The organism is Stenotrophomonas sp. TWI169, from assembly GCF_039674705.1.
Classification (GTDB): domain Bacteria; phylum Pseudomonadota; class Gammaproteobacteria; order Xanthomonadales; family Xanthomonadaceae; genus Stenotrophomonas; species Stenotrophomonas maltophilia_P.
Genome location: NZ_JBDJOB010000006.1, coordinates 122,148 through 137,854 on the forward strand (window position 1 = coordinate 122,148; position 15,707 = coordinate 137,854).

29 protein-coding genes are annotated in these 15,707 nt (G+C 65.5%); 16 read left to right on the top strand and 13 right to left on the bottom strand.

The genetic code is table 11. From position 1 onward, the window contains the following. Positions 1-32: 32 nt before the first annotated feature. The 10 genes from ABE543_RS06905 to ABE543_RS06950 form a co-directional block, all read right to left on the bottom strand. The gene (locus tag ABE543_RS06905) at positions 33-452 is read right to left on the bottom strand and encodes a hypothetical protein (protein WP_346475481.1); all 420 of its coding nucleotides are present in this window, start codon (positions 450-452) and stop codon (positions 33-35) included. A gap of 204 nt (positions 453-656) precedes the next feature. Then, a complete protein-coding gene (locus ABE543_RS06910; protein ID WP_346475482.1) occupies positions 657-962 on the bottom strand; it encodes a hypothetical protein in 306 nt (101 codons plus the stop codon). After that, positions 962-1,177 carry a hypothetical protein gene (locus ABE543_RS06915; RefSeq protein WP_346475483.1) on the bottom strand — a complete coding sequence of 72 codons (216 nt, stop codon included), beginning with the start codon at positions 1,175-1,177 and terminating at the stop codon, positions 962-964. The genes ABE543_RS06910 and ABE543_RS06915 overlap by 1 nt, the downstream gene beginning before the upstream one ends. Then, a complete protein-coding gene (locus ABE543_RS06920; protein ID WP_346475484.1) occupies positions 1,174-1,683 on the bottom strand; it encodes a hypothetical protein in 510 nt (169 codons plus the stop codon). Before ABE543_RS06920 ends, ABE543_RS06915 begins: the two co-directional genes overlap by 4 nt. After that, on the bottom strand, positions 1,680-2,042 hold the full coding sequence (locus ABE543_RS06925) for a Ref family recombination enhancement nuclease (RefSeq protein WP_346475485.1): 363 nt from the start codon (positions 2,040-2,042) through the stop codon (positions 1,680-1,682). Before ABE543_RS06925 ends, ABE543_RS06920 begins: the two co-directional genes overlap by 4 nt. Beyond that, a complete protein-coding gene (locus tag ABE543_RS06930; protein WP_164186314.1) occupies positions 2,042-2,266 on the bottom strand; it encodes a hypothetical protein in 225 nt (74 codons plus the stop codon). Before ABE543_RS06930 ends, ABE543_RS06925 begins: the two co-directional genes overlap by 1 nt. Before the next feature lie 189 nt (positions 2,267-2,455). Next, positions 2,456-3,058, bottom strand: coding sequence for a hypothetical protein (locus ABE543_RS06935; RefSeq protein WP_346475486.1), 603 nt, complete (start codon positions 3,056-3,058; stop codon positions 2,456-2,458). Next, entirely contained in the window at positions 3,024-3,902 is an 879-nt protein-coding gene (locus ABE543_RS06940; RefSeq protein WP_346475488.1) for a helix-turn-helix domain-containing protein, read from the bottom strand. The genes ABE543_RS06935 and ABE543_RS06940 overlap by 35 nt, the downstream gene beginning before the upstream one ends. A gap of 1 nt (position 3,903) precedes the next feature. Beyond that, positions 3,904-4,215 (bottom strand): winged helix-turn-helix domain-containing protein, encoded by a 312-nt coding sequence (locus tag ABE543_RS06945; protein ID WP_346475489.1) that lies wholly within the window; start codon positions 4,213-4,215, stop codon positions 3,904-3,906. 91 nt (positions 4,216-4,306) lie between these two features. Further along, positions 4,307-4,822 (bottom strand): phage regulatory CII family protein, encoded by a 516-nt coding sequence (locus tag ABE543_RS06950; protein ID WP_346475490.1) that lies wholly within the window; start codon positions 4,820-4,822, stop codon positions 4,307-4,309. A gap of 176 nt (positions 4,823-4,998) precedes the next feature. Here ABE543_RS06950 and ABE543_RS06955 point away from each other — a divergent pair, with 176 nt between their 5' ends. Continuing rightward, a complete protein-coding gene (locus ABE543_RS06955) occupies positions 4,999-5,196 on the top strand; it encodes a hypothetical protein (protein WP_346475491.1) in 198 nt (65 codons plus the stop codon). 155 nt (positions 5,197-5,351) lie between these two features. On the opposite strand, the gene ABE543_RS06960 is transcribed toward ABE543_RS06955, so the two are convergent. Continuing rightward, complete coding sequence (locus ABE543_RS06960; RefSeq protein ID WP_346475492.1) at positions 5,352-5,840, bottom strand: YdaS family helix-turn-helix protein; 489 nt, start codon at positions 5,838-5,840, stop codon at positions 5,352-5,354. A 91-nt stretch (positions 5,841-5,931) separates the two neighbouring features. On the opposite strand from ABE543_RS06960, the gene ABE543_RS06965 reads away from it, so the two are divergent. Continuing rightward, positions 5,932-6,636, top strand: a complete 705-nt coding sequence (locus tag ABE543_RS06965) for a S24 family peptidase (protein ID WP_346475493.1) — start codon at positions 5,932-5,934, stop codon at positions 6,634-6,636. Positions 6,637-6,699: 63 nt separating this feature from the next. Here ABE543_RS06965 and ABE543_RS06970 read toward each other — a convergent pair whose 3' ends face one another. After that, the gene (locus ABE543_RS06970) at positions 6,700-7,113 is read right to left on the bottom strand and encodes a hypothetical protein (protein WP_346475494.1); all 414 of its coding nucleotides are present in this window, start codon (positions 7,111-7,113) and stop codon (positions 6,700-6,702) included. Positions 7,114-7,570: 457 nt separating this feature from the next. On the opposite strand from ABE543_RS06970, the gene ABE543_RS06975 reads away from it, so the two are divergent. The 14 genes from ABE543_RS06975 (at position 7,571) to ABE543_RS07040 (ending at position 14,042) form a co-directional block, all read left to right on the top strand. Continuing rightward, on the top strand, positions 7,571-7,807 hold the full coding sequence (locus ABE543_RS06975) for a hypothetical protein (protein ID WP_346475495.1): 237 nt from the start codon (positions 7,571-7,573) through the stop codon (positions 7,805-7,807). After that, complete coding sequence (locus ABE543_RS06980; protein ID WP_346475496.1) at positions 7,804-8,043, top strand: hypothetical protein; 240 nt, start codon at positions 7,804-7,806, stop codon at positions 8,041-8,043. Before ABE543_RS06975 ends, ABE543_RS06980 begins: the two co-directional genes overlap by 4 nt. After that, on the top strand, positions 8,040-8,291 hold the full coding sequence (locus tag ABE543_RS06985; protein ID WP_346475497.1) for a hypothetical protein: 252 nt from the start codon (positions 8,040-8,042) through the stop codon (positions 8,289-8,291). Before ABE543_RS06980 ends, ABE543_RS06985 begins: the two co-directional genes overlap by 4 nt. Beyond that, positions 8,288-8,623: a hypothetical protein gene (locus ABE543_RS06990; protein ID WP_346475498.1), complete on the top strand. Its 336-nt coding sequence runs from the start codon at positions 8,288-8,290 to the stop codon at positions 8,621-8,623. Before ABE543_RS06985 ends, ABE543_RS06990 begins: the two co-directional genes overlap by 4 nt. Positions 8,624-8,732: 109 nt before the next feature. Next, positions 8,733-8,990 (top strand): hypothetical protein, encoded by a 258-nt coding sequence (locus ABE543_RS06995; protein ID WP_346475499.1) that lies wholly within the window; start codon positions 8,733-8,735, stop codon positions 8,988-8,990. A gap of 87 nt (positions 8,991-9,077) precedes the next feature. After that, positions 9,078-9,461: a hypothetical protein gene (locus ABE543_RS07000; RefSeq protein WP_346475500.1), complete on the top strand. Its 384-nt coding sequence runs from the start codon at positions 9,078-9,080 to the stop codon at positions 9,459-9,461. Between the two features lie 3 nt (positions 9,462-9,464). After that, entirely contained in the window at positions 9,465-9,689 is a 225-nt protein-coding gene (locus tag ABE543_RS07005) for a hypothetical protein (RefSeq protein WP_346475501.1), read from the top strand. Further along, complete coding sequence (locus ABE543_RS07010) at positions 9,686-10,435, top strand: hypothetical protein (RefSeq protein WP_346475502.1); 750 nt, start codon at positions 9,686-9,688, stop codon at positions 10,433-10,435. Before ABE543_RS07005 ends, ABE543_RS07010 begins: the two co-directional genes overlap by 4 nt. 219 nt (positions 10,436-10,654) lie before the next feature. Continuing rightward, positions 10,655-10,804: a hypothetical protein gene (locus ABE543_RS07015; RefSeq protein ID WP_346475503.1), complete on the top strand. Its 150-nt coding sequence runs from the start codon at positions 10,655-10,657 to the stop codon at positions 10,802-10,804. Next, positions 10,801-11,850 carry a DNA cytosine methyltransferase gene (locus tag ABE543_RS07020; RefSeq protein WP_346475504.1) on the top strand — a complete coding sequence of 350 codons (1,050 nt, stop codon included), beginning with the start codon at positions 10,801-10,803 and terminating at the stop codon, positions 11,848-11,850. Before ABE543_RS07015 ends, ABE543_RS07020 begins: the two co-directional genes overlap by 4 nt. A gap of 11 nt (positions 11,851-11,861) precedes the next feature. Beyond that, complete coding sequence (locus ABE543_RS07025) at positions 11,862-12,446, top strand: hypothetical protein (RefSeq protein WP_346475505.1); 585 nt, start codon at positions 11,862-11,864, stop codon at positions 12,444-12,446. Next, on the top strand, positions 12,443-12,751 hold the full coding sequence (locus ABE543_RS07030) for a hypothetical protein (protein WP_346475506.1): 309 nt from the start codon (positions 12,443-12,445) through the stop codon (positions 12,749-12,751). Before ABE543_RS07025 ends, ABE543_RS07030 begins: the two co-directional genes overlap by 4 nt. 11 nt (positions 12,752-12,762) lie before the next feature. Further along, a complete protein-coding gene (locus ABE543_RS07035) occupies positions 12,763-13,011 on the top strand; it encodes a DUF4224 domain-containing protein (protein WP_277381577.1) in 249 nt (82 codons plus the stop codon). A 2-nt stretch (positions 13,012-13,013) separates the two neighbouring features. Continuing rightward, positions 13,014-14,042 carry a tyrosine-type recombinase/integrase gene (locus ABE543_RS07040; RefSeq protein ID WP_346475519.1) on the top strand — a complete coding sequence of 343 codons (1,029 nt, stop codon included), beginning with the start codon at positions 13,014-13,016 and terminating at the stop codon, positions 14,040-14,042. A gap of 227 nt (positions 14,043-14,269) precedes the next feature. Here ABE543_RS07040 and hemN read toward each other — a convergent pair whose 3' ends face one another. After that, complete coding sequence (gene hemN, locus ABE543_RS07045; protein ID WP_346475507.1) at positions 14,270-15,679, bottom strand: oxygen-independent coproporphyrinogen III oxidase; 1,410 nt, start codon at positions 15,677-15,679, stop codon at positions 14,270-14,272. Positions 15,680-15,707: the final 28 nt, after the last annotated feature.

Consider the following 15,707-nt stretch of genomic DNA (forward strand, 5'->3'; position numbering starts at 1 on the left):
CTAACTCTGCGCGCACGTATGCGCCAAATGTATCAACCTGCATTTTCCACGCCTCCTCGTCCGCAATCGGCCGCCTCCGGCCCTCCCGTAATCCGAACCACCACCTGGCCGCCCGGCCGGCGCTCACTGCTGACGACCGGGTGGCTGATGAAACGCTTGTCGTCGATGCCCAGAACCTGGGCGATGCCGTCCCGGTACGCCTTGAACCGCCCCAGCATGTTGTCGTCGTCCGGCAGCGCCTTCCCCGGCGCCTGGTGGAAGCTCACCCACAGGTGCAGCTTCCCCGCGGGCAGCTGCAGCGCGCGCCACCCGGCCTCGTGCGCCAGCACCACCGCCGTCTGTCGGGCGTGCTTCGTCGCCTTGGCCTTCCGGTCCCAGTGCACCCGTCCATTCGGAGACAGGTCCTTGCTCGGCCAGGGCAGCACCAGCTCCAGCGCGCGGTCAGCCTGCATGGGCCTGCACCGCTTCGACGAATGCCCGGCGCCACCGGTACGCCGTTGCCCTGCTGATCCCGAAATCTGCTCGCAACGTCTCGACCGATGGGATTCCTTGCCCATATTTGGACACCAGCAGCAGAGCCAGCGTCAGGGAGGCGTTCTGCGTGTTCGGGCTTGGCCAGCCTGCCTGCTCGCACACGTGGTCCGAAGATCTCGCCATCACGGCACCTTCCTTCTCGCGGGAATCGACTCGACGAGTGCCCACGCCTGGTCGCTGACACGACGCGACAGGGGTTTGGACTGCCCACGCCCGGCGATGAACTCGACCGAGGTGATTGCATCGCTCAGGAGATGGCGCAGTTTGGCCTCCTGCACCAGCACGTAGCCCTCGGGCGGCGTGAGGGCGGCGATGACGGCGCGCAGAGCCTCTCCAGCCTCGATCCTTTCGCCCTCGTCGTAGTCCTCGGGGTCGAGGTCGATTTCACCGCAAAGCAAATGAAGCGCCCGCTTCTCGATGGCGTCCATCACTCTCCCCCGTCTGATACGCCGGGGATTGAAGCAATCAGGCCCCAATCAATGAGGCAGCCAATAGCCTGCAGCTCGCCTTCGTAGCTCTCCAGGTCCGACCCATCGCGGACGTTCTCTGCCTCGCAGGGGTATCCGCGCTCATCCAAGGTCATGGCCAGCAGTACCCGTGCCTTCCCAGCCGTCGTGCTGGTGTCGATCTGTTCGGGGTTCATGCTGCCCGCTCCCAGCTGGCCGCCAGGCGCTGCACCTGCCCGCCGCGCGCAACGAACTGCTCCACCGTCTCGGCCGGCCGCTGGCCAGCCTTCTCCTTCCCCCACGGCTTCGCCGGGGCCAGGTCCGCCAGGAGCGCCACACGCGAGCGGTTGATGGTCATCTTGTCCGGCGCTCGCGGCCCCGCGGACTCGGCGGCCCGCAGCCGCTCCTTGTACGCCTTGGCGATCTCCCGATCCCGCTCCCTTCGGCGCTCCGGGCTCATTGGCAGTCGCCGCATCTCGGCGCCGGTGCGCTCATAGACCCCGGTCCTGCCCTCCCCGATCTTGCGCAGGTAGCCAGCGTCGACCAGATCCAGCAGTGTGCGGCGGACCTTGCCCCGCTCGACATGGCCCACCACGCCCAGACGGTCGGCTACCTGGACTCCGGTGATCTGCAGGCCGGGATCGGCTTCGAACAGCGCTCTCGAGCGGCCGGCGTATGTCTTGCTCCTGTCCATCATCGTCATGCCCTCAGTTCGTTCACGTAGGTCTGATTCGCGATCAGCTCGTCGTCGGAACCGTACGTCTCGTGGAAGGTGCGCGAGCCATCCATCAGGCTCGGGCCGTAGATCTGGCGCATCGTCGCGAAGGTGTTTCCCTCCATCGGATGCCGCATGTGGTGCCACTTGCAGAGGCCGTAGCCCTCCATGTGGCCGCGCCGCACGTTCCCGTTCTTGGCGTGGTTGTAGTCGCAGCCGTAAACCACCAGCTCCGGCTCCAGCAGCCCCTGCATCTGCAGCGCCAGGCAGGCCATGCACGGCCCGGTCTTCGCCAGTTCGATGCGTGCAGCCTCGGCCTTCGTCGGCGGCGGTGCGTTCGACCACATCAGCGCGCTCCCTTCTCGCCTTGGTCGGCCAGGCGCCAGCCGTGCTGCCATGCCTCGGCCTTCTCGGTGAAGTGGCCGATCTGCTTGGCAAGACCGCCCTCCGGCTGGTCATGCCAGACCAGGTGCGGGTTGTCGCTCAGGCGCAGGCCGTTGAGCCGCGCCGAGTAACCGGCGTTGATCTCCTTGGCGAACCTGCTGCGCGTGCTGTAGTTGGAAAAGTCCATCAGCGTTTGTTCCTCGTCGTGCCGCGGCGTGCCGCGCTCAGTTCTTGATCCTGCTTGTCCCACCCGGTCTGCCAGCGGCGCCGCCGCGTCAGGCCATCGATCCCCATCTCGTACCGTGGCGCTGACTCCCGGCCGCGGCAGGCGCACCGCGCCCAGCGGCCGGCCTGCTCGGCCTGGGCCAACTCCGCTTCAGTCACCATCGAAGTCCAGCTCAGCCGCCGCTCGCTCCATCGCAGCGCGCGCCGATTCCCGATCACGCACCGGCCGCACGCCGTGCTTCTCCTGCTCGATAGCCAGCACCGGTTCCGGCACCGGCTTGCCATCCACGACGTGCTGCACAGCGCGCGTGTAGGCCTCCTCCAGCATCCGCCGCTGCTGCGATCCGTGGTCGGCCGATGCGTAGACGTGCAGGTCCAGCAGCGAACGCACCAGCACGGTGAAGCCGCTCTGCGGCCGGCCCGGCGCCATCTCCCGCTCCACGGCCGCCATGACCGGAATGTCCAGACACATCGTCAGGAACCTCGGCGGGTTAGGCGGCCACTCGCGGCCCTCGGTCAGGCAGCAGGCCATGCCACGCGCGTGCTGTGCCCGGCTGCGGCCCTTCAACACCTGGAACCACGTACCAGCGGCGATGGTCAGGCTGCCGTCCTTCTTGAACGGCGCCGCGCCGTTCTCGCGCTCCCACTTCCCCGGGAACATGGCCGTCATCTGCTTCCAGAACTCCCACAGGTAGGCCGACTGCTGCTCGCTCAACGGCTCAGCCGACGACAGCGAACTCGGCGTCGACAACATCGCCTGACCCGAACCCAGCGCCGCCACCGTGGCCACCGTCTCCGCGTTGGGCGTAGAACTGCTGCTCGAGCTGCTCGGTGCGGTCGGCAGAACCGTGTTGAGGGCTTGCATGGGTTGCTCCGGAGTTGCGGGTTGTGGTCGACAGATCGCGTTGAAGCCAAGACGCCTCGAAGCCTCGCCAGCCGCGGGTGCAGCACTTGCTGAGGCAGTCGTCGACGGTGAACCCCATGGCGGCTGCCCGATGCAGTTCGCGGCCGAAGTTGGCCAGCACCGTCGGGGTCACCGACGCGCGGCAGGTCCGACGGTGGTGCAGCCAGTCGGCCAGAACCTGCGGCGACGGCTCGGACGGCCAGGTGGTGAAGTCCAGCGGCGCGGCGCTGGCGGCAGACGCGCTTGCGCGCCGCTTTTGCTTCTTAGGTTCCTTTCCTGGTTCTATTCCTGGTTCGTGTGCAGCTGGTGCACTACCCTGGTGCACCTCGTTCACCACCGGAGGAACGTCCTTCACTACCCCGTGGTGAACGTCCTTCACCACCAGATAGGGGTCGTTCTCTGGCTCCTTCGGCTGGGCTTGCACGCCAAAGTGGAAGTTGAGCAGGTACTGATTCGCCAGCCGCACGTTGCCGTTGGCTCGCGCCAGGATCGTGATGTAACCGGCCTCGGCCAGCTTCTGGATCTGGTCAATCACCGAACGTCGGGAAAGCCCGCAGTCCTCAGCCAGCTTGTCGTGGCTCGGTCGGCAATGCCCCGTGTCCTTGTTGTGGCGCTCGGCCAACATCAGCAGCACCAGCTTCTGGGTGCTGGTCACCTTCTGACGTGCGGCCCAGGCGAACGCTTCGAAGCTCATCTCATACCGCCAGCTGAAGGTTCTGACCCGGAGCCACCGGCCACCAGGTGCACGCAGTGCGGCCACTGACCGAGCACGGCTTGTTCGGGCCGCGCCAGACGCGCCCCTCTTTCATCAGCTCCGGCAAGCGGCGGGCGAGCATGTAGCGGTCAAGGCTCGTGGCCTGAGACAGCTCGTTGCTGGTCATGCCAGGATGGGCAGTGACCGCGCCGGCAGCCTGGTCCTGCTGGGCGGCCTGCAGGCCGCTCCTTACCACGTATGCAGCGGCGGCGTGGCTGGTCTCGATATCGGTGGAGCGAGCAGGGGTGTTCATTGGCTAGCCTCGAGGAAGAGGCTGTCGATGATGAGGACAGAGAACGCTTCGTTTGTCGCGTAACTGGCTCGAATTGGACCGGGGTTAGACATCAGCGGCCCCTCCCCTTCCGACCCTTCGAGGCCGCGCGAGCGACGTTCCGCTCCAACCGGTGCGCCATCGTGCGCAGAGCCCGCACCTCGCTCACCATCAGCTCGGCTTCGTCGCTATCGATCCGGCGGTCCAGCATCGCCTCGACGGCAGTCCCCGACAGACGGCCAACGCGAGAAGTGATCTCCAGCAGCTTCGTCTGGATGGCGCCGATCTCATCCGACCAGCCACCCTCCGGCGGCGGCGGAACCGCGTCGACGGCCATGCCGAACTGGCCGGCCAGCGCCTGCATCCACTCTAGTGCGTACTCGCAGCCGCCCGCCTTCTCCTGCATCCACTCGGTCAGCAGTTCGGCGTGTTCGATCGTCAGCGATTCGCCCTCCAGGCCGCGCAGCTTCGCGCGCAGCGTCTCCGGGTGCATCGACTTGCCGCGGCGGTCGGCCAGGTAGGCAGCCGCGTCGGCCACACCGCCGGGCGTCTTGCGCACGGAGTTGTAGAGCACGTCCAGCCAGTTCAATGAGGAGGTTCGGCAAGTCATGGGTCACCTTGGGATGACTGGTGTTTCAAGGTTTTTCAGAGAATTGCGGCGGCGCATCATGTGCGCCATGGAGATCAACAACTCACGGACGACGGGCGTCGCCCTCCTTGCGCTACGCTGGCGTTTCCACACGAACAGCCCGCAGGGAGGGCGACATGATCGATATCAAGGAACTGCACACGGACGTTCTGGCACTGAAGGTGGTCGTTACGGCTCTGGCCACCCGGCTGAATCACGACGACGAGTTCATTGCGACGGCAAAGGCGGAGTTGAAGCGCCTGAGCGCATTCGCCGCAGACGACCGGCAACGCGAACTGCTCACCGAGTCGGTCAAGAACCTCATCTACGGGTAACCACTTCGGCCCGGGAGTTCTTCGAGAGTTCTTCGAAGAACTCCCGGGAAGCGCGCTCACCACGGGCACGCGCTTCCAGTTCTTCCAGCGACGGACGATTGATCCAGTTCCGCAGCCACAGGCGCGGATTCCACTTATCGGGCAAAGAGCGCATATCAGGCAGCCTCCACGGGGATGATTCGGTTCTCGTCCGGGTCCTGCGGTGCGCTCGGCGCCTGCGGCGCTTCCTGGACGCCCAGCAGGCGCTGGATCTGCGGCAGCGCCGGCAAGACGCCCTCCTCCGGCCAGCCCTCGACCTGCTCCAGGGGCAGGCCCAGCACCTTGGCCAGCTGCTTGTCGGACTGCAGGCCGAGCTTCGCGCGCAGCGCGCGCTTGCTCATCCGGGTGTCCACCTCGCTGCGGATCTGTTCGGCCACCGTCGGCTGCGGCTGCTCCAGCCGCTGAACAGCAGCGCCAGGACCGAACACGTCGGGCCGGAGTTCATGCCGCGAGACGCCCGTTGCCATCTCGATGGCAATGCAGCGCTCAGCCGGCACTTGCTTACGGGCGTACCAGCCGAAAACGGACGGTGCCTTGATGCCCAGGAGGCTGGCGAGCGCGAGTTGGCTGCCGGCCACGGAAACAGCTTTGTCGAGAGCGGTCATGTCCATGACCCGCAAATTAGCCTAAAGCTATCCGTTGCGCAATAGCCTCCGGCTAGTTGGCGAAATTAGCCTTCGGCTTTTCAATACATCTATGCGCCCAGTAGACGAAATACGCAGGGAGAACCTGCGCACTCTCATCGCCCGTCATGGAGGCCAGCGCCCGTTCGGCGAGGCCGCTGGCGTCAAGAATCCAGCCCAGATCAGCCAGTGGGTGAACGCCTCGAAGAACTCGAAGACGGGAAAGCCTCGTGTGATGTCAGGGGCTACGGCCCGCGCGATCGAGGAAGCTCTCAGCCTGCCCAATGGCTGGATCGATACCGACCATCAGTCGGATGGCATCGAAGCGTCCACCGTCCCAACTAATGAGACGCCCCCGGGATACGTTCGCTTCGAACTGTTCGAAGGGGGTGCAGGGATGGGCGTTGGGATGGTGAACCAGGACTACCCGGAAGTGGTGAAGACCATCGAGGTGGCCGAATGGGAGGTCCGCCGGAAACTGGGATACCTGCCGCGGCCTGGCCGCATCAAGATCATCACGGGGCGAGGTCCCTCGATGCGGCCAAAGCTCGAGGACGGCGATATTGTCTGGATCGACACCACGTGCAACTACTTCGACGGCGATGACTACTACCTGATCAACGTGGGCGGCGAAACGCAGATCAAGATGCTACAGAAGCGTGGTGACGGTCTCTACGTTGTGAGCGTGAACACCGACTTCCCTGCCTACAAGCCAGATCCGGATGAGATCTCCATCCTCGGCAAGGCCCTTATCCACGCGGGGCTTCGAAAGTTCTAACGCTCCGGAGCGGAGAGACCTTCAACGTCCGGTGCTTCGTTGTGAAGGAAGCACCGGGACCATTCATTTTGCCGCCGCTTCGATAGCTCGTGAAATAGCATCGTTGAACTCAGCGCCGCGCACCCATTGGTCACATCCATACAGGTAGTTGCAGCGTCCTACAAACGTAATCCGTTGACCATGCGGCGCGCGTTCGAAATTCACTTCGATCGCCATCCTTTTGCTCACGAATTCTTGAGGATCTTCTCGCTTCGTTCGGATGGTTGAAGCGGATTCATACTCAATATCGAAAGGGCTATTCGCGAGCACCCACGACCGCGCAGCCATCCGAGCCGCCTCGCATTCCGCGTCGCTGACGCACACGGGCACGCCAGCCTTATACGCCGAACGCTGGTGATACGCGTTGAACGCATAGACGCCGAATGCGCCCATGATGGCAACGAGCATTGCCACTGATGCTGGCTTGTCCCAATTCAAGTGATCATCTCCTTCTGACCCGTAACTTTAGCGGGAAAGTGCATCAAACGGTGACAGCGTCCCCCGCACCCTGGGGCGGACGCTACCTAGTGTTGCCCACGCCCCTACGGCAGGAACTCGCCGCGTCCGGCCACGTCTGAAGAGTTTAAGCGAGCGACTCGTCGATTCTTGAAGTGCGAAAGCACAGTGACCGAGCTTCGTACCTGAACGGAATCAGGTTCGTTCATGATGTAACGCTGACATTAGCTTCGCGCTATTGCGCGATGGATAGCTTTACGCTAATTTCCTCAACGCCAAGTATGAAACCCCGCCCCGGGGTGATGGCAGGAGGAGATCCATGCAGCGCCGCAAACAGCCCATGTGGGCATTCATCCTCAGCATCTATGCGCTCGGCGCCCTCGCCCTCGGCGCGGGCGTTGGCTACGGCCAGCGCCTCTTCGGGCAGGGGTGCTGACCCATGGCCGCACTCACCATCACCAGCCGCGGCACCGCCCGCGCCGAAGCGCGGCCTGCCGCCGGGACCGTTGTCGTCAAGGTCGGCAATGAAGCCCTGATGAGCCTGACCTCGGCCGAAGCGCGTGACCTGGCCGAACACCTGGCCGTCTGCGCCGACGCGATCGACGAAGGCGCGACCGAAGTCGCCACCATCGCCCGCTCCAAGCCGCTGGCTCTCCAGCAGGCGGTGGCCGCGTGAGCGCCATCATCCTCCAGTTCCCAACCCAGCGCGCGCGCGCCAAGGCCGTGGCCGACGCCGTGCGCCTCGCCGCCCTCCGCCTCGGCTACCACCAGCACAACGCCGACTCTGCCGCCGCCATCGCCCGCAGGGACTTCGTCAGCGGCCGCTACAGCGCCGCGCGCGCCGTCAGCGAAATGGTCGACCAGCTCGCGGCCGCCATGCGCCAGATGCGCGTGAAAGGCGGTGCGGCATGAGCGCCCCTGTCGATGTGCTGGCTGTCCTTCGCTACAACGCGAGGGAGGCAACGAAGAAGTGGGGGCCGGATAACCAGGACGCCGCCACTCTGTCAGCAGTCGCCGAACTGATCGAGGCAGACGCCGTCTTTCACGACCTGCTGGCGCGGATGCGTGCATTCCCCTCGACCATTCTGGAATCGGCCATCAGGAGGGCCGAACGACGCGCCGCAAAAGCTCTCGCCCGCGTCAAAGGCGGTGCCGCATGAGCCGTCAGTACCGCGAGGATCACCCGGCTCTGGACACTCATCTCTCGACGCTGGAAGGCGCGGCAATGGATGCGTTTGACGCCGGCTGGGACGCATACCCGCCAGGTGCGCGCTGCATCGTTCGCTCACAGCGCTATGGCCACCCACCGGTCGAACGGGAGGCGTTGATCGTTAGCACCACTGTCCACCTGCACATGGGCGTCAACGGCAGGCCGTGGGCTTCGATCAATGTGCGCACGAAGAACCTGAAAACCGGGAAGTACCGCGTGTTCTACCCGTCCGTCGAAGTCGCTGGCAAGCCGAGCGTTCGCGTTAAAGGCGGCCAGCCGTGACCGACAACGACTTCTTCGCCGCCATGGCCGTCGGCATCCCGCCCATCACCCCGCCTGTCGGCCCGGCGCCCGCGCCGGCCGAACCCGTCGCCGAACCGGAGACCGAGTAATGCGCCACCTCATCCTGCCCTTCTTCTGCGCCGTCGTCGTCGGCCTCCTGCTCGCCCTGCTCGTGTGCGCCCTGCGCACCGGTGCCGACAGCTTCGCCCTCGGCGCCTCCATCGGTATCGGCTTCTTCGCCTGGCGCGGGTTCGAGGACACGAAACGCGTGTGGCCCCTGATGCGCGCCGACCGCGAGCGAGCCGCAGAGCGGCGGCGGCGCGAAGCGCAGCGGAACCGCCACCCGGTCACCGACGACCTGCACTGAGCCCCTGCCCTGCGCTCGCCCTCTGTAGCGCAGGGACCCCGGCCGGGGTCCACCAGCCGGCAACCCATTCCCTATCCGAGATCCGCCATGACCAGCACCGTCGTTGTCGATTTCTCCAAAGAACCCGAGTTCCCCAAGAAGCCCTCCGGGGAAACGCCGAAAGTCGAACTGGTACGCGAACAGCTGGCCTCCTACGTCGAGGGCTACCAGTTGGCGCGAAAGGCCACACCAGCCCGCATCGTGCTGCAGGCCAGCGACTTCAAACACTGCCTGCGTCGGATCCTCGCCCGCATGCAGAAACCGCACCGCGACCAGGCCAAGGCCGCATGGCAGGAACGCCGCAAGGCTGGTTCGAAGGAGAAGTGGCGCGACGCCAAGCCCGAGCCGATCACCGCCGCTAGCCTGACCTGGGCCGGAATCCCAATCGAAAGCGTCGGCTACAGCCGCCACCGCGCCGTGGACAAGCACTGACCCATGGCCGTGCCGGTCCAGATGGACATTTTCGATGACGACCCTGCCCTGCGGGCAGCGCGCGAGGCGGTGGCGTGGCGAGCGCAGGCGGAAGAGTCGCTCAAACACTACCAGTTCCCCGAATCGATCCGACTGGAACGGCACGCCTACTACATCGGCAAGGCCGAAGAACTCGAAGCCAGAGCGCGCGGCGCTCGCTCCAACAACAGCAAGGACACACGAGCATGAATCACGAACTGGCAGACGGCGCCCATGATCGCCTCGACGCACAGATCGCCGAAGCGCTCTTCGGTCAGCCGGGCATGAGCAAGATGGACGTAGCCAACCGCGTGCGCGAGCTGCGCGGGGATGGGCCGGCGCTGCTGGTGGGCGGGAGCCACGGCAGCGAGGTGCAGGTGGCAGATGGGCCTTGGCCAGAGATCGACGCCATCCTGGCCAATGCCTATTCCGCAGGCGCTGTGGGTCTACCGTTCGGTGGGATCGCCCGGCGTGCAGCGGCGCGTGCGGCTGTGGCCGCCCTCTCCGCCCATCCCTCCCCGGGTGGTCAGGGGGATGCGCTGCCCGCTTTGCCGTACCCGAATTACCCGGTCAGCAAGACGGGCTTGCAGAACAACCTTTACACCGCTTCGCAGATGCAGGACTACGCGCGTGCCGCCCTCGCCGCCCTCCAGCTGGTGGGGGAATCCATGTGGGTAGAGATTCGTCGGGAAGGCGACCGGACGTTCCCGCGCGTGATGAAGGGGGATCATGCCGAAGCGTTCCTGCGTACCTGCAATGTCGGGCCACTTCCGACGATCCACGCCCTCTACGCCGCCCCGCCCGCGCAGGCCGTTGACCTGGGGCAGATCATCGAGCAGATCGCCCAGCAGTGGGACGGCTGCGCCTACGACGCGGTGGGCGAAACCATCGACGTTGGAGCGGCAATCCGTGCAGCTGGAAAGCGACTGATCGACAACCAGGTGGTGGGCAAATGAGCCGGCCCACCATCCGCTGCGGACTGGTTCAACAGGGCAGGTCGAACCTGAAGTTCCACGCGATCCGTGCAGACGGTACTGCCGCATGCAGCAGCTACATCCCTGTTGTCCACCAGCCGTTCGCCGCAGCGTCTATCCCTCCTGCCGATAGGTGCAATGCGCCAGCCTGCCGAAAGCTCTTCGCCACCGCAGACAAGGATCGCGCGGAGGAACTGGCCCATGGCTGACCAGCTGCTCACCGCTGCAACGGTCCACCTGCTCGCCCTGGTCGGGGTCCTGCTGGTGCTGGGCGCCCTCTGGATCGAGCTGCAGGGCTACCGCGCCGCGCGCGCAGGGCTGCGCTGGTGCTGGCCGAGGTGCGCAGCGTGAACTACTACAGCGAATGGGATCCCTACGCAGCACAGTGGATCCGCAACCTCATCGATGCCGGGCTGATCCCGCCCGGCCACGTCGACACCAGGAGCATCACCGATGTTCAACCCTCAGACCTCGCCGGATACCGGCAATGCCACTTCTTCGCCGGCATCGCCGGCTGGTCCCTTGCAGCTCGACTTGCTGGGTGGCCCGACGACCGCGAGCTGTGGACAGGCAGCGCACCGTGCCAGCCGTTCTCCGTCGCGGGTAAAGGAAAAGCCCAGGATGACGATCGGCACCTGTGGCCCCACTTCCTTCGCCTCATCCGTGCCCGACGGCCCGCTGTCGTCATGGGAGAACAGGTTGCGGCGGCGGTTGGCAAGAACTGGCTCGACGGAGTGTCTGCTGACCTGGAAGCAGAGGACTACGCCTGCCGGGCGGTCGACGCGCCCCACCGAAGGGATCGGCTCTGGTTTGTGGCCCACACCGACAACACGGGACTGGAAGGACAGCCCGGGCATGTCGTTCGCGCCGCGCAAGGATGGTGCGAGCCGTCTAGATCTTGTCCCGAGGCAGGTGTACTGGATCGCTCAGAACACCCCTCATGCACTGTGGAGAACGCCAAACGCCCATGTGGTGGATGCGAAGTCGAACGTGGTGAAGCTAGAAGGCCGGAAGCCATCCGACCCCCAAGTTGGGCTGGCGGACCAGGTGGCGGCATTGTGGCCGACGCCTTGCGCCAGGGATCACATGCCAGCGCATTCCCCGGAGTACGTCGCGGAGAAGAAGGCGCAAGGGCATGGAATGGCAGTGCTGCCGGATTACGTGCAGCACGCTCCCATTGGGACGGGGCGGGATGGCTCATCGGACACGACGGAAAAGCCCGGCGCTTTGAACCCAGCATTCGTCTTCTGGCTCATGGGGTTCCCGCCCGAGTGGGTAAGTTGCGCGCCGGCGGCAATGCCATCGTCCCGCAGGTCGCGGCCGAAGTGATCGGCGCCTACATGGATTGCTACCCGGATCCAGACGTGCAGCTGCGCGCTGCGCTGGCCACGAACTGAAGGATTACAGCATGATCGCACCACTGCCCGCTTCCCCGGCCACCGTTGTCGAGGCCACCAAAGCATCGTCGCCTGTCGCAGCGGTCGTCACCACCATGCGCCGCCTGGGCGCCTCCGGCGCGCCAATCTCTGCCGACAAGGTTCGCGAGTGGAGCGACACCCTCCTGCAGGAGCTGTACTCGCAACCTCCCGTGCGCTGGGAGTACCGCAACCAGAACGACGTGGGGCCCGGGTGCTGGGTGACTGCCACCCCTGAGCACTTCTATCACGCCGCGAAGCGCGGCTGGGTCGTGCGCGCTCTGTGGGAAACCCCACGCGTAATCCAGCCCGAGAAGATCCACCACTTCGAGCGGCGCGTATGCGTCCGCTGCGGCGAGAGTGAGGACTGGGCTGGCCCGGACTGCTTCCCGCCCGACAAGCCGGTTGACCCGCGCACCCTGCTCCCATTCGACCCCGCCTGGCTGATCCAGCCACTGCAGTGGCTCAGGGATGCGCCGGCCAATCTCAACGTCTACGACCGCCGCCACCGTGCATCGCAAGCGGCCTTCCTTCTGGAAAAGCTGCAGGCCCACATCGAGGAGTGCAAGAAGCCATGACCCAGGAACATATCAGCCACCCGGAAGGGTTGCCGTACTGCGCCGCAGGCCATCGGGCGCGCCACATCCACGACAAGCGCTGCGCGTCAGCAGGGGGTGGTCACCTGATCGAGTGTGCCTGCAGGTCGACCAGCAAGCATGCTGATCCCGACGCAGCCATTGCCGCATGGCGCCGGCTCAACCGGCCGGCACGCAGCGCGCGCCCGGCTGCAGTGGCTGCTGGAGCCGACAACGTCCTGCAGTTCCAGCTCGGCCTGGACGATCGCAAACCCAAGAACCAGCGCGCGGCTCTGGCTGCAAACTGAAGGAGAAAGCTATGGCCAAGAAGAACAAGGCCGCCCCGGGCGCGGGGGCGCTGTGCCTGTCCCGGGAAACGATGCGGGAACTGTGCGACACCCCGTACAAGGATCGTCAGCTTGCGTTCCTGGTGCTGAACGGGATTCCGCACTACAAGGGCTTGGACGGGTGGCCGCGCGTGCTGTGGGCCGCGCTCGAAGGGGGCGACGACGTGGAGACCGAGAAGGTCACGCCCGTCGCTGGCTGGCAATCGAACAAGGTGGCATGACGATGGGGCGCAAGCCGAACAAACCGGGCGCGATTCCGCGATTCCGGCCGCGCAAGCAGAAGTCGGGCGTGGTGCACTACTACTACGACCTGGGCGGGAAGCCGCGCAAGGAGCTGCCGCTGGGCAGCAACTACGCGCTGGCAATCAAGAAGTGGGCCGAGCTGGAGGGCACCCGCGAGGCCCAGGCCGTGGCGGTCATTACCTTCCGCCACGTGACCGATGCGTACAGAAAGGAGGTCATCATCCGCAAGGCTCCCCGGACCCAGATCGACAACGGCCATGAGCTGGCCAAGCTGCTGGAATACTTCGACGACCCGCCGGCGCCGCTGGATGCCATCCAGCCTGTGACGGTTCGGCAGTATCTCACCTGGCGCACGAAGGGCGGCAAGGGCATGGTGCGCGCCAACCGCGAGAAGGCGCTGCTCTCGCACATCTGGAACTTCGCCCGCGACAAGGGCTACACCTCCCTGCCCAACCCCTGCGCCGGCATCAAGGGCTTCAAGGAAACCGGGCGTGACGTCTACATCGAGGACGACCAGTACCAGGCGATCCGTGCGGCCGCCGACGTGGTCGTGCAGGACGCAATGGATCTTGCCTACCTGATCGGCCAGCGACCGGCCGACGTGCTGTCGCTGACCGAGATGGATGTGCGAGATGGGGTCATCAACATCCGACAGGGGAAGACAAAGGCAAAGCTGCGCATCACAGTCGAGGGCGAGCTGGCGGTGCTGCTGGAGCGGCTGCGCGCACGCAAGGCTGGCCACGCCGTGCGCAACACCCTGCTCATCGTCAGCGAGCGCGGCGAAGCGGTCAGCGTGACCAGCATGTCCAGGCGCTGGGCGAAGGCCTGCGAGATTGCCGGGATTGAGGGCGTCCAGTTCCGCGACCTGCGCGCGAAGGCGGCGACCGACAAGGCCGAGTCGTCAGGCGATATCCGCAAGGCACAGCAGCAGCTGGGCCACACCACGGTGTCGATGACCGAGCACTACACGCGTAAGCGCCGCGGTCACAAGTCCACGCCGACGCGCTGAAATTCCGCTCCGCAACGGAATAGAGACGCTTGTGCGCCAAGGCTTTCAAGCCGACTGGATTACACGCATTGCGGAGCGGAAATCACCCCAAAACCCTTGCAGCACAAGGAATTCTGTGCGGACTTAAAATCCGCCGACCGCAAGGTCATGCCGGTTCGATTCCGGCTCCGGGCACCAGGGCTTTCGGGCAGAATGCGACACGCAGTGGCGTGAACCTCCCAACCACTTCAGATCGCGCGCGAATAGCGCGGCTGCTCGTGCGCTGCACGCAGATGGGGATCGAAGCACATCGCCAGCAGGCGCAGAAGCGGCCGGCCGCGTTCGCTGGCACGGACCACGCCATCGCGATACTCCACCAGGCCATCGTCCTGCAGCCGTTGCACGGCGCACAGGTCCTCGGCGAAGTAGTCGTCGAACACGATGCCGTGGCGATCGCCGAGCGCGCGTCCATCGACCTCTCCCTGGCACATCAGCTGCTGGATCAGGTCTGCGCGCAGCTGATCGTCGGCGCTGAGCGCCACGCCACGCCAGACGGGCAGCTGGCCCTGATCGACCGCACTCTCCCACGACGGCAGGTCGCGTGGGTTCTGGCTGTAGGTCGCACCGATATGACTGATCGCGCTGACGCCGAGGCCCAGCAGGTCGGTATCGGCATGGGTGGTGTAGCCCATGAAGTTGCGATGCAGCTGGCCAGCGCGCTGGGCGCGCGAAAGATCCTCTTCCGGCAGCGCGAAATGATCCATGCCGATGTACTGATAGCCCGCTGCCGACAGCTGCTGCACGGCAAGTCCCAGCAACGCAAGCTTGTCTTCCGGGGAGGGCAGCGCGCGCTCGTCGATCTGCCGCTGCGCGCGGAACAGATGCGGAAGATGCGCGTAGCCATACACCGCCAGCCGGTCCGGCCGCAGCGCCAGCACCTGCTCGAGGGTGCGGCCGAATCCTTCCTGGCTTTGTCCTGGCAGCCCGTAGATGAGATCCACGTTGACCGAGCGCATGCCGCTGTCACGACAGGCACGCAGGATGTCCAGGGTCTGCTGAACACCCTGCACACGGTTGATCGACGTCTGGACCGAGGGATCGAAGTCCTGCACGCCCAGGCTGGCGCGATTGAAGCCCAGCCGTGCCAGCATCGCCACGTCACGCGTTTCGATGAAGCGTGGATCAAGCTCGATCGAAAAATCGCGCTCGGCCGAGCAGCTGAAGTCAAAACGCCGGCGAAGGCCGTCGATCAGCGTGGTCATCGCCTCGGCATCCAGGAAGTTCGGCGTTCCGCCCCCCAGGTGCAGCTGGATCACCTCACGGCCCTTCTGGAACTGCGGCGCCAGCAGATCGGCCTCGGCCAGGACCCGTGAGACGTAGCTGTGGCCACGGCTTCGATCACGGGTGATCACCCGGTTGCAGCCGCAGTAGAAGCACGGGCTGGAGCAGAACGGGACATGCACGTACAGCGACAGCGCGCGCGCCAGCACGTCGCTGTCCGCGATCGCCTGGCGCAGTGCGGGCGCGCCGAAACCATCGTGGAAGTGCGGAGCGGTCGGATACGAGGTGTAGCGCGGTCCGGGCCGGTCATGCCGGCGCAGCAGATCGGGGTCGAAGGTCCAGGCCAGGCCGCCGGCAGCGGGAGAGAACGTGTCCATGCCGCCAGCATCGCGCCGGACAGTCAGT